Below are 12,158 nucleotides of genomic sequence, written 5' to 3'. Positions count from 1 at the left end.
TTATCCCTTGCGGTCTCTGAGATCGATGATGTGCTGGCGAGTGCGGTCGAGAAACGCGGCCTTCGGTTCGTCGGGCAGAAGATGCAAGGGGCTGCCGAACATGGCTTCGCACATGAATGGAATCGGCAAAAAGCGGCCCTTGGGCATCGCACGTGCGAGATTCGACAGATAGACGGGCACCAGATCGACATCCGGGTGGCGCTTGGCGAGCCAGTACAGTCCGCTTCGGAATGCGTGTACTTCGCCGTCGGCATTGCGGGTGCCTTCGGGAAACAGAATGACCGACTCGCCGACATCTAACGCCGCGTCGACGGGTGCCAGCGGATCCGTGGCGTTCTCCGCAGTGCGCTCACCCGAGCGGTCGATGAGAATGACATCGAGCATTCGCTGTGCGATATAGCGCTTGCTGGGCGAGCTGTCCCAGTAGTCGCGCGCGGCCACCGGGCGCACGTTCTCGCGCAGCGACTCCGGCAATGCGGCCAGAATCGCCAGCGTGTCGATATGACTCGTATGGTTGGCGAAGTAGATCGTCTGGCATGCCGATGGGGGCAAGAGAAACCGGCCATGTGCGCCCACCACGAGCCGCACCAGACCGAGCAGCCGTCTTTGCTGGAAGTTATTCATGAGGATGCTGCCGCCAGATCGCGCGCAATTGCGCGGGTGCGCGTGACGCAAGTCAAAGCGCTACCCGCGGCAATGACCGCAAGGGCGATGCCCATCGCGTAATAGGGACGCTGCAACGCGGTCTCAACAATTACCAAAAGGCAAGCGGCACTCAGCAGTGCCATGCGCTGTTGCTTTGCCATCGGGCCGAGAAAGCGCTGTTCGAGGCCGAGCGCGCCACCGAACACGCGCACATAGGCTGTCAACGCCGCGAGCAGCGCGCTCAGCCAACCGAGCCAGGGAATTCCTGCGGCGTAACCGGATGCCACCAGCAACAGGCTGTCGGCGATCCGGTCGGGGAATTCGTTGTAGAGCGCGCCGAGCAGTGATTTCTTGCCGCCCTCCACGGCGATCAGACCGTCGACCACGTTGCAAAGCAAGCGAAGTTGAATACCCAGAATCGCGATCAACATCGCGGGCCAGGTGTGGCTGTACAAGAGTGCGGCTGCCGCGATAGCGGCAAAGGCAACGCTGGCTGTCGAGACCTGATTCGGTGTGATGCCGCAAGTGGCGAGGCGGCTCGCCAACCCACGGATGATTTCGTTCGAACGCGATTTTATGGGTCTTCGATTGGGCGTCATTTTTTAATTGGACGTGAGGGGCGCGCGCAAGAATGAGGCGATTATGGCAGCCCGCAGCCCATCATTTCCATGGCATCTCAAAATGTTGTTGCCGATCGAAATCCGTCGCGTTGTTTGGTGGATTCACTCGAGAAACGCGATGACTGCCGCCGAGAACGCTTCCGGGAATTCCACATTCGACAAATGCACTGCCGGGAAGACATGCAGGCGTGCGCCTGGAATCGTCTCCACCATCGTCCTGCTGAAGGCGGCGGCGGTCACCGTGTCGTGTTCTCCGGCAATCACAAGCGTGGGCCGCGTGATGTCGGCAATCGCGCGCCGCAGATCGGTTTGTTGCACCGCCGCCCAAGACCCGGCGAGCCCGTGACGATTCGTCGCGAGCAGCGTTTTACGGAACGGGGCGACGAGCGCGTGGGCCGCATCGTTAGCCGAATCTCCGTCGCCAAGCATGTGAGCCGGGAACCAGTTGCGCAGGAACGTCTGCGCTGTCTCGCGCATATCTCTCGCTTGCAGCACGGCGGCGATGGACGCGTCCCAAACTTCTGCCGGACCAAGATAGGGCGCCGTGTTGCTCAGAATCAGGCGATCGATGCGCGTGGCCGCATGCACCCCAAGCCACTGCCCCACGATGCCGCCGAGCGACAGGCCGAGAAAGTGCGCGCGGGCGATATGCAGATGATCCAGCAAGTCGACGACATCTTCACCGAGACGGTCGAGCGAATACGGCCCGGGCGGCACACTCGACGCGCCGTGGCCGCGCGCGTCGTAGCGCAGCACGCGGAAGTGTTGGGAGAACGCGGGAATTTGCGCGTCCCACATATGCAGATCGGTGCCGATCGAATTGGAGAGCACCAGCACGGGTTTGTCCGCCGCGTCTTTGCTGCCGCCATCAATGCGGTAAGCGATGCGAGCGCCGTCGGTGGTGTCGAAGAAGGAATAGTTGTCCATCGTAGTCTCCGGAAGAAATTCAACTGGGTCAGTTGGTGAAGACCATTCTGGTCGAGGCGAGAAATGATTTAAATTACAAAGATCGAACGATCTTTGTAAAAAGAGATGACATGATGGATTTCACCCTGCATGACCTGCAATGCTTCGACGCCGTTATCCGCGAAGGCAGTTTTCAGGCGGCAGCGGAGGTATTGCATCGCACGCATCCGGCGGTCTTCGCTGCGGTGGCGCGGCTGGAGCGTCAGACTGCGCTCGTGTTGTTCGACCGAAGCGGCTATCGCGTGAAGTTGAGCGAAGCGGGACAGTCGTTCTACGCGCGCGCGCAGCCGCTGTTGCGCGAAGCGGCCGGGTTGCGGCATCACGCGGCGCAGTTGGCGATGGGCGAGGAAAGCGAGTTGAACGTGGTGATTGGTGACCTATGCCCGCGTGAGACGTTGCTGGGGTTGCTTGCGCGCTTTTTCGCGCAGTGCTCGCACACGCGCTTGCAACTGCACTTCGAGACGGTTGGCGGCCCGATGGAGCGGCTCAAAGCGGGCGATGCGGACCTCATCTTGCATCGCGTCGATAAACGCGACGCCGACATCGCATGGATCGATCTTTGCAACGTGCGGCTCGTACCGGTAGTGGCGCCGCAGATGCTCACCACGCCGTTGCCCCGAGCGGTGCGCCCAGTGGATATGCGCGGCTACACGCAATGTGTGATGCGAGATTCGGCGCGGGCATCGAGTGGTGAAAGCTTCTTCGTAATCGAAGGCGCGCATCAATGCACGGTGGCCGATCAGGCGATGAAGAAGGATGTCATCTTGCAAGGTTTGGGCTGGGGGCATTTGCCCGCGCATCTGATCGAGGAGGAACTGCGAAGCGGCGCGCTGAAGTCCATCGCAGGGAAATACCTGCCTGTGCACACCGAGGAAATCGTCGCTGCCCGGCGCACCGACGGCCCGCACGGCCCCGTGGCGAACCGTCTCTGGACGTATTTGCGCGAAAGCATCGATGCGGAGATCGCGCAGGGGTAGCCCAGAGACGGCGTGAAACTCAGATAGCGCAGACGAGATGGCCGCTGCTTCGGATCAGCAGGTGGCGTCAGCCGTTTGTGCCAGCCCGGAACGAAGATACGGCAGCAGGCTGGTCAGACCGACGGCTGCCATGGCAGCACCGATCCACAGCGGCGCGCGCATGCCGTAGCCCGCATCGATGGCCGACCCGCCTGCCCACGTGCCGAATGCCAAGCCAGCGGTGATCACCGACGTGTGCATCGTATTCACGAGTGGCCCCGGCGCAGCAGCGCGCATCACGCGCGCCACCATGGCGGGGTTAAGCGACACGCCGGTCAGACCGATTGCGGCGAAGGCGGCGATGCCGATGGGCGTGATCTGTGCCCACAACGCGAAGCTCACCAACGCAAGCGCCAGCACACTCAACCCCACGATCAGAACGGTCAGCGTGTGACGGTCCGCAAAGCGTCCGGTCACGGCGTTGCCGATGATGTTGGCGATGCCGTACATGGCGAGCAGATTCGGGATCGTGGCCGCCGAGACCCCGGCGACGTTCAGAAAGATCGGCGAGAAGTAGCTGAACGCGGCGAACGTGGCACCGATGATCAGACCGCTCGTGATGAATGCAGCCCATAGCGGCCGATTGAGCAGCGAGCGGAATTCGGCGGCGAGGCTCACCGTCTCGCGCTTTTCTGTGGCCGGGGCCCACAGCGCGACGGCCACGGTGCACAGGGCAGCGAGCACGGCGACAAGCCAGAAGCTGGCGCGCCAGCCATAGTGCTGCTCGATGAATGCGGTGAGCGGCACGCCGACCACGGGCGAGAACATCAAGCCGCCAAGCACGAACGAGGCGGCGCGCCCACGCACCGACGGGGCGACGAGGTCGGCGCACAACGTGAGGGCGACACCAAAGGTGGCGGAGCTGGCCACGCCCATGATGATGCGCGCGAGCGCCATCACTTCATAACGCGTAGCAACGGCGGCCAACACACCACCGGCGACGTTGATGATGAGCAGCCATACGAGGGCTTGCTTGTGCGGCGTGCGCAAGGCCAGCAGCAGGGCGGTGAGTACTGGGCCGCCAATGGTCATGCCGAGGGCATAAAGCGAAATCAAGTTGCCGATGTCGCCAATGCCGACGTTCATCGCATGGGCGAGCGCGGGCATCATGCCGGCGACCATGAATTCGGCCGTGGTCATCGCAAAGACGGTGAGCCCTAGTAAGTAGACGACGGGTGGCATCGTGGATTTTTGCGTCATATCTGTAACGATCATTCCATATCGGGGGGAAGAAAAAGCCCAAAGGGCTTTGAGCGAATGTCGGAGGTTGCGTGTTGGATGTGCGTGGCGGGGCGCGTCAGAGTTGGGCGAGCGTGCCTTCCATGATGTCTTCGAGGAACTTGCGCTCGCAAACGGTACGTCCCAGTGCGCGCAGTCCGTAATAGCTACTGAGAAAGGTGCGCGCGACGAGCAGAGCGGGCCGGTCGGAGGACAACTCGCCGCTGTGTTGACCGATGGCGATCAGATGCACGAGCACTTGCTCGATGCGCGTGAGATAGGCCTGACTGATCTGGCGCACCTTGGGGTCTTTGCCGCCGCGTTCGAGTGCGGCGAACAGCGCCATGCAGCCGCGCTCTTTCTGGGGATCGAGGTCTTCGTCGATGCCCCATTGCATGAGTGCGCGCAACCGGTCTTTCACGAGACCGGGCGCGTTGAGGATATCCGCTTGTGTCTGAAGCCCGAGCGTCTGATAGCGCTCGAGGGCTTCGTGATAGAGGTTGAGTTTGTTGCCGAAGGCGTTGTAGAGACTGCCGCGCCCGAGCCCCGTGCATTCGACGAGCGTCTGCGCCGACGTGCCTTCATAGCCGTGGGTCCAGAACGCGTCCATGGCCGCGTCGATAACGGCCGCGTCGTCGAATTCTCGTGGTCTGCCGCTCATGTGAATGGCCCTCGGCGAAATGGGGAGTCAGGAACGAACGCCGGGGTGCGACAAATCACGCCAGTCCGGTAGTCGGAACTATAGGTTATTTTTTAACGAATGTTCCAATAACCGGACCTGGGTTGTGGGTTTGGCCTTAGGCGGCATGCAAAGGCCAAGTTCAAGTGCCGTCACCTCGCAACGCCGTCTTCAATATCTTCCCGTAGTGGTTCTTCGGCAGGGCATCAACGGGTACGTAGCGTTTAGGGCGTTTGAATCGCGCGATGTGCGCCAGACAATGTCTATCCAACTCGGCGCTATCCAGCGCAGCACCGGGCGTGCAGACGACGTAAGCCACGACCACTTCACCCCATTCCGGATCCGGTTCTCCAATGACAGCGACCTCGGCGACAGCGTCGGCGCGCAAGAGCACCTCTTCCACTTCGCGCGGATAGATGTTTGTGCCACCAGAGATGATCACGTCCTTCGACCGGTCCTTGAGCGTGAGGAAGCCGTCGTCATCGAGCACGCCGATATCGCCCGTCCATAGCCAGCCGTTGCGCAGCGTCTTTGCTGTGGCTTCCGCGTTGCGCCAATAGCCTTGCATGACCACATCGCCGCGGACCACGACTTCACCCGCGGTCCCCGTCGGTACGGGCGCGCCCTTGTCGTCGACCACTTCGACTTCCACCATCGCGTGCGCGTGCCCTACCGACGCCAGACGTTGCGGCCAACGCGGATGCTCACGTGCCGCGATGCTATCGCGCGGTAGCACCGAAATCGTCATCGGTGACTCGCCCTGACCATAGATTTGCACGAAGCGTGAGCCCATCACCGACAACGCGCATTCGATATCCGCCGTATACATCGGGCCGCCCCCATACACGATCGTCTTGAACCCGTCGGACGACGCGCCGGTTGCCTGCGCGTGACGCACCAGCCGATTGACCATCGTGGGCGCGGCAAAGCATGAGATGCCGCCGAGCGAATCGGCGAGCGCAAACATCTCCGGTGCGTCGAACCCGCCCGAGGCAGGAAACACGTGCCCCGCTGCCTGCATCATGAACACAACGCTATACAGGCCCGCACCATGCGACATCGGCGCGGCATACAGCGTGCGGTCTTCACGGCCGATCGCATCGACGTCGGCGAGGTAGCATGCCGCCATCGACCAGAGGTTGCGATGCGAGAGCATGACGCCCTTGGGCCGCCCTGTGGTCCCAGACGTGTAGAAGATCCACGCAAGATCCGTGTTCTCGCGCGATGCCGCAGGCACGGTGGGCGACGCATCCGTCTTCACCCATTCCCGAACCCGATCGTCTTCCGGCGAGAGGCAAATGGCCTGCGTCGTCAGACATTCGAGAAGCGCCTGCGCGTCCTCAGCTTCTGCGAGTACCACGTCCGCTTGCGCGTCATCGACGATGAACGCCGCCTCGCGCGGATGCAGTTTCGCGTTGATGGGCACCGCCACGAGACCTGCCCACCAGATGCCGTAGAGCCATTCGAGGTACTCGGGACGATTGCGCATCCATAGCGCTACCCGAGCGCCTTCGGCCAGCCCTAACGAACGAAGGCCGCTGGCGATACCGGCGCAACGACGCGCCAGGGTGGCGTAGTCGAGCTGCGGCGCGTCGCCGACATAAGTTGCGATATGCGAAGGATGCCGGGCAGCGGCACGGGCAAGGGTGTTAGCAATATTCATGGCAAGAACCGAGCGCGCGGCGCGCGCTCGGGCAAAGTAAAGAAACGGGATCGATGGGCAGAGGTGGCAGGCTCAGCGCGCTGCCGTACCTTGCACGGGCGTGGCAACGCTTGCGCTGGCGCTGCCTGCACGTCGCGTCGTCACGGTAAGGAATGCAAAGAGCAGCAGGCCGTAGACCAGCACCATGACGCCAAGCGTGTTCATGCTGGCGCTGTATCCGCCAAAGGTGTCTTTCGCCCAGCCGGTCAGGTACGGGCCGACGAAGCCTCCCAGATTGCCGACGGAGTTCACCAGTCCGATGCCGGCCGCCGCAGCGGCACCCGTCAGGAACATCGGGGCAAGCGGCCAGAACAGAATGTTCGATGCCAGAATGCCCGCCGCCGCGATGCACAGCCCGATGATGCCGACGTACGGCGATGACGCACTACCGGCCATCACCAAGCCGACCGCACCGATCGCTGCGGGCACGAGAATGTGCCAACGGCGCTCACCGGTCTTGTCGGAGTGCCGTGCGTTGATCACCATCGCAATGCCAGCACACACGTACGGCACGGCACTGAGCAGCCCGGCCCGGGTGTTGTCGAGCCCGCCGATGCCCTTGATGATCTGCGGCATCCACAAGGTGATGCCGAACAGTGCGGTGATGTTGCAGAAGATCGCCAGCGCCAACAGCAGCACCTTGCCCGAGAGCAGCGTCTGCATCACGCTATATTGCCGCGCACTTTCCTTCGCGGCGCGCTCCTGCGCAAGCGTTCGCACCAGCCAGTCGCGTTGCGTTTCGGTTAGCCACGTGACCTTGTCCGGCGAACTGCCGAGGACGAAGTACGCGATGACGCCGACCACGACGGCCAATGTCCCTTCGAGCAGGAACATCCATTGCCAGCCGCGCAGGCCTGCGAAGTCGTGGAACGACGTAAGAATGGCCGTCGAGAGCGGCGCACCGATCAGCACGGCCAGCGGCAGCCCCAGAATGAAGATGGCCGTCGCCCGCGCCATGGCGCGCCCCGGGAACCAGAGGCTTAGATACAACACGATGCCGGGGAAAAATCCTGCCTCGGCCACGCCCAGCAAAAAGCGCATCACGTAGAACGACGTTTCGCCCGAGATGAATGCAAACCCTGCCGACACGAAGCCCCACGTCACCATGATGCGGGCGATCCAGATGCGTGCGCCCACTCGGTGCAGGATCAGGTTGCTCGGCACCTCGAACACGAAGTAGCCAATCGAGAAGATGCCCGCCCCGAAGCCATAGACGGTGGCGGTGAACCCGAGATCGCCGTTCATGTGCAAGGCGGCGAAGCCGACGTTCACGCGATCGAGAAAAGCGACGATGTAGCAGAGGATCAGGAAAGGCAGAATGCGCCGGAATAGCTGGCCAATCGTCTCCTGCGCGATGCGGGAGTCCAGTGCGGCGGCGTTATCGCCACCGGCGACCGGTTGGCGCGCCTGTGATGCAAGGGTCGGGTTCAAGGGGTGTCTCCGTCATGGTTCTGTTATGTTTGCTGGTCGCTGCCAACTGCCCATTTCGTCTTTCGTAATTCGTCTTTCCTACTCGTACTGCACAACATCGTCGCAACACTAGCGCTTGTAGCCATCGCCATGGCGATCGAGTTGGCGCAGCAGGGGCGGCCACTCGCGATCGCCCGAGCCGCGTAGATCCGTCACCCATTGATGGGCCGTCAACGCGGCGATGTCCGGTGCCGGAATTCGCAGCGGGGCACCCGTCGCCTGTGCGAGCAGTTGCGCGCGTGCCGCCTTCTCTAGATAGAACATTTCCACAAACGCATGACCTACTGAGCGTCCCACGGTGAGTGTGCCGTGATTGCGCAGAATCAAGGCCGCATGGCTGCCCAAGTCGGTAAGCAGCCGTTCGCGCTCGCCGATGGTGAGCGCAATGCCTTCGTAATCGTGATAACCCAGCCGTCCCACAAAACGCATGGCGTGCTGGGTGATGGGCAGCAGACCGTCTTCCAACGCCGATAACGCCATACCGGCCTCGGTGTGCAAATGCATCACGCATGCGGCATCTTCACGCGCCGCGTGGATACACCCGTGAATCACGAAACCGGCGGCATTGGGACGATACGACGAGTTGCCGATGACGCGGCCGTCGAGGTCGATCTTCACAAGGTTCGAGGCAGTGATTTCGTCGAATGCCAGACCAAGCGGGTTCACGAGAAAGTGATGCGACGGGCCCGGCACGCGCGCAGACAAGTGCGTGTAAATCAAGTCGTCCCAGCCGTTGAGCGCACAGAGCCGATACGCTGCGGCGAGGTCTTCTCGCACCCGTTGCTCGGCCGGTGTGATGCCGGTATCGGCCAGCGCTTCGCCAGCGGGCAGGGCAAATGAAGAAAAAACTGTGTCAGACTTCTGCATTCCGTTCTCCAAACCGACGTACCGCTCAAGGGGCTTTCGAAGCGGTGACGAAATTTATAAACTAAACGTTTAGTTTAGTATTTGTCTGGGCATAACGAATGTCAAGTCAGTTGAATCCCGAATCTCCCGCGGCAGGCCGGCGCGGACGCAAACGCAGCGTTGAAGCAGAGCGCGCCGTGCTCGATGCGGCTTATCGTTTGTTGCTCGAGCAGGGGTTGTCCGCGACGACGATGGAATCCATTGCGACGGCAGCGGGTGTGAGCAAGGCCACGATCTACAAGTGGTGGCCGAACCGCGCGTCGGTGATCATGACGGCTTTCCTGAGGGAAGCGGGGCAGGCGTTGCCGTATCCGGAGGAGTTGCAACTCGACAGCATTTTTGCGCGCCTGCTCAAGATGGCCGAGGAGTTTTGCGGGCCGATGGGCACGATGATTAGCGCGCTGATCGCGGAGGGGCAGTCCGATCCTGAAATCGCGCAAGCTTTCCGTGACGGATACGTGTCGGCTCGCCGCCAGCAGGGCGTGGAGATCGTGCGCGACGCGGTAGCACGCGGTCTGATCAAGCCGGGCGACCCCGACGTGGTACTCGACATCCTGTATGCACCGCTGTATTACCGTCTGCTCGTCGGGCATAAGCCGCTGACACGAGCGTTTGTGCGCGAGCACGTCGACCTTGTCATGCAAGGCCTGATCGGTCCGAACGGCAAGGTGCCCGCGATGGCGGCGAAAAGCACACGGGGCACAAAAGCCGCGCCTGCGAAGACCTCGCGCGCAAAGGGTGCGGCAAAAAAGGCTTGACGCGTCGGATGGGGGTGTTGATAAACTAAACGAATTGTTTAGAAATTAAAACGACAACACCCCCTGACGGAGACGCATGTATGACCCCATCCCCTGAGCGCGCGAAGCGCAAATCGTTGGACGCACTGCGCGATAGCGGACACGCCGTTGTTGTGACGGGTGCGAGCGGCGGCATTGGCTTGGCGGTGGCGAACCGCCTCTTCGACGATGGCTGGCACGTCGTGGCCACGGATCTCGACCTTTCCCGGTTGCGCGATGTCTTCGGTGCGCGTGCCAGCGAGCCGCGAATGACGTTGGCGGCGCTCGACGTGACCGACCATGTGTCGGTCGATGCGCTTGCGGCGTCGTTGCGCGAGCGTGGCGGCGTTGCCGGGCTGGTGAACGTGGCCGGCCTGCTGCAAGACGTCATGCCGATGCTGGAGATGGACGATGCCATGCAGCGTCGCGTGTGGGAAGTGAACTATTTCGGTGCCCAGCATTGCCTGCGGGCGTTTGCGCCGCTGATGACGCAGGCGGGCGCGGGTGCGGTCGTCAATATCACGTCGATCAATGAACTGCGGCCGTTGCCGCTTCACGCCTATTCGCCGACGAAGGTGGCGCTGGGTGCGCTGACCCAGTTGGCGGCGGGTGAGTTGGGGGCGTCGGGTATTCGTGTCAATGCGGTTGCGCCGGGTTTCACGCTCACGCCGATCTTCGAAGACAAGCTTGCGACCGGCAAGCGCAGCGCCACGGCGATTGAAGCGCACTCGGCGCTGGGTCGTCTGGTCGGTACCGACGAGATTGCGGCGGCCGTCAGCTTCCTGATGTGCGATCAGTCGAGTGCGATTACGGGGGTGAGCTTGCCGGTGGATGCGGGGTGGCTGGTGAGTTCGCACTGGATGAATTTCCGCGAACTCTCGCGCGCCAACGCGGCATAAACTTACGGCCTTGCTGCGTCGCGTGCTTACTGCGTGCGGCGCAGTTCAATCACTTTCGTCTCGCCGATGGCGCGGGCGCGCAACTGTCCGCAACCGCCGTCGACGTCTTGGCCAGCGCTGTCTCTCACTTTGGTCAGCACACCGCGGCTGTGCAGATAGCGGACGATCTCGCGGATGCGTTCGCGATCGGGGCGCTGGTAGTCGTCGCCTTCAAGGCTATTGAAGGGGATGACGTTGAGCACGCCGTATTTCCCCTTGAGCAAACGCACGACGGCGTCGAGTTCATCGTCGCCGTCGTTGATGCCTTTGAGCAGCGTCCACTGGTATTGGATGGGGTAGCCGGTATCGCGGGCGTATTTTTCGCCGAGTTCGATCAGGGCATCCGGCGCAATCTTCGGCGCGCGCGGCAGCAGGTGGGCGCGCAGGTCTGCTTTGGTCGTGTGAAGCGAGAGTGCAAGCGCAGGTTTGATACGTTGCCGGGGCAGGGCGTCGAACACACGCTGGTCGCCCACGGTGGAGAACACGAGGTTCTTGTGGCCGATATTGCCTTCAGTGCCTAGCAGGTCGATGGCTTCGAGGACGTTGTCGAGGTTATGGGCGGGTTCGCCCATGCCCATGAACACGACTTTCTTCACTGCGCGCAAACGGCGGGCCAGCACGACTTGGGCGAGGATTTCCATGCTCGAAATCTGGCGGATCAGGCCGCTCTTGCCGGTCATGCAGAAGCGGCAGCCGACGGCGCAACCGACTTGAGTGGAGACGCAGAGTCCGTCGCGCGGCAGCAGTACGCTTTCCACCATTTGCCCGTCGGCGAGTTCGACGAGCAGGCGCGAGCCGTCGCTGCCGGTGTGTTCCGAGCGGACGCGGGCAAGGCCGTCGAGTTCTGCGGTCAACGCGGGAAGGGCGTTTCGCAGCGCGAGCGGCAGGAAGTGTTCTGAGCTTCGTCGCCGCGTACCCGTATCGAGTGCCTGACCGTTCAGCCAGACGCGAGCCACCCGCCCGCGATGGACAGGTTGAGCGCCGAGTGCGGCGAGGCGTTGGTCGAAGTCAGAGAAGCGCATGGGAAGCGGATTTTACTCCACCAGATACGGACCGGCCGGACGGACAGAGGCTCAAGGCGTCGGTGCGACGTCAGTGGCGGAGCAATCTAGGGGAAAAATAGCAGAGAGGGTGTTGGAGCGGGCGATGGGAATCGAACCCACGGCTCTAGCTTGGGAAGCTAGGGTATTACCATTATACGACGCCCGCGAAGATCGACATT

The 12,158-nt window shown here is 62.2% G+C and carries 12 protein-coding genes and 1 tRNA gene; 3 read left to right on the top strand and 10 right to left on the bottom strand.

Going from position 1 to position 12,158, the window contains the following annotated elements; all coding sequences use genetic code 11:
* From PPN31114_RS18255 to PPN31114_RS18245, 3 genes are all read right to left on the bottom strand, one after another.
* Positions 1–624 (bottom strand): lysophospholipid acyltransferase family protein, encoded by a 624-nt coding sequence (locus tag PPN31114_RS18255; RefSeq protein ID WP_150680900.1) that lies wholly within the window; start codon positions 622–624, stop codon positions 1–3.
* Positions 621–1,190, bottom strand: coding sequence for a CDP-alcohol phosphatidyltransferase family protein (locus PPN31114_RS18250; protein ID WP_246182627.1), 570 nt, complete (start codon positions 1,188–1,190; stop codon positions 621–623). The genes PPN31114_RS18255 and PPN31114_RS18250 overlap by 4 nt, the downstream gene beginning before the upstream one ends.
* 177 nt (positions 1,191–1,367) lie before the next feature.
* A complete protein-coding gene (locus tag PPN31114_RS18245; RefSeq protein ID WP_150680898.1) occupies positions 1,368–2,192 on the bottom strand; it encodes an alpha/beta fold hydrolase in 825 nt (274 codons plus the stop codon).
* Between the two features lie 110 nt (positions 2,193–2,302).
* On the opposite strand from PPN31114_RS18245, the gene PPN31114_RS18240 reads away from it, so the two are divergent.
* Entirely contained in the window at positions 2,303–3,208 is a 906-nt protein-coding gene (locus PPN31114_RS18240; RefSeq protein ID WP_150680897.1) for a LysR family transcriptional regulator, read from the top strand.
* A 54-nt stretch (positions 3,209–3,262) separates the two neighbouring features.
* On the opposite strand, the gene PPN31114_RS18235 is transcribed toward PPN31114_RS18240, so the two are convergent.
* The 5 genes from PPN31114_RS18235 to PPN31114_RS18215 all read right to left on the bottom strand — a co-directional run bounded on the left by PPN31114_RS18235 (position 3,263) and on the right by PPN31114_RS18215 (position 9,183).
* Positions 3,263–4,447 carry an MFS transporter gene (locus PPN31114_RS18235; protein WP_246182626.1) on the bottom strand — a complete coding sequence of 395 codons (1,185 nt, stop codon included), beginning with the start codon at positions 4,445–4,447 and terminating at the stop codon, positions 3,263–3,265.
* Between the two features lie 97 nt (positions 4,448–4,544).
* On the bottom strand, positions 4,545–5,126 hold the full coding sequence (locus PPN31114_RS18230) for a TetR/AcrR family transcriptional regulator (RefSeq protein WP_150680896.1): 582 nt from the start codon (positions 5,124–5,126) through the stop codon (positions 4,545–4,547).
* A 160-nt stretch (positions 5,127–5,286) separates the two neighbouring features.
* Positions 5,287–6,807 (bottom strand): class I adenylate-forming enzyme family protein, encoded by a 1,521-nt coding sequence (locus PPN31114_RS18225; RefSeq protein WP_150680895.1) that lies wholly within the window; start codon positions 6,805–6,807, stop codon positions 5,287–5,289.
* 72 nt (positions 6,808–6,879) lie between these two features.
* On the bottom strand, positions 6,880–8,277 hold the full coding sequence (locus PPN31114_RS18220; RefSeq protein ID WP_217426962.1) for an MFS transporter: 1,398 nt from the start codon (positions 8,275–8,277) through the stop codon (positions 6,880–6,882).
* 108 nt (positions 8,278–8,385) lie between these two features.
* A complete protein-coding gene (locus PPN31114_RS18215; RefSeq protein WP_150680894.1) occupies positions 8,386–9,183 on the bottom strand; it encodes a class II aldolase/adducin family protein in 798 nt (265 codons plus the stop codon).
* 98 nt (positions 9,184–9,281) lie between these two features.
* Between PPN31114_RS18215 and PPN31114_RS18210 the strand changes: the two genes are divergently transcribed.
* Together PPN31114_RS18210 and PPN31114_RS18205 are read left to right on the top strand one after the other, a co-directional pair.
* Positions 9,282–9,980, top strand: a complete 699-nt coding sequence (locus PPN31114_RS18210) for a TetR/AcrR family transcriptional regulator (RefSeq protein WP_150680893.1) — start codon at positions 9,282–9,284, stop codon at positions 9,978–9,980.
* Between the two features lie 80 nt (positions 9,981–10,060).
* The gene (locus PPN31114_RS18205; RefSeq protein ID WP_150680892.1) at positions 10,061–10,897 is read left to right on the top strand and encodes an SDR family NAD(P)-dependent oxidoreductase; all 837 of its coding nucleotides are present in this window, start codon (positions 10,061–10,063) and stop codon (positions 10,895–10,897) included.
* Between the two features lie 26 nt (positions 10,898–10,923).
* On the opposite strand, the gene PPN31114_RS18200 is transcribed toward PPN31114_RS18205, so the two are convergent.
* Both PPN31114_RS18200 and PPN31114_RS18195 read right to left on the bottom strand, forming a co-directional pair.
* Positions 10,924–11,958: an RNA methyltransferase gene (locus tag PPN31114_RS18200; RefSeq protein ID WP_150680891.1), complete on the bottom strand. Its 1,035-nt coding sequence runs from the start codon at positions 11,956–11,958 to the stop codon at positions 10,924–10,926.
* A gap of 113 nt (positions 11,959–12,071) precedes the next feature.
* Positions 12,072–12,145: transfer RNA gene (locus tag PPN31114_RS18195), tRNA-Gly, on the bottom strand.
* Positions 12,146–12,158 lie beyond the last annotated feature (13 nt).

This window comes from Pandoraea pneumonica, from assembly GCF_902459645.1.
Lineage (GTDB): Bacteria > Pseudomonadota > Gammaproteobacteria > Burkholderiales > Burkholderiaceae > Pandoraea > Pandoraea pneumonica.
This window is presented reverse-complemented; position numbering and strand designations above follow the sequence as displayed.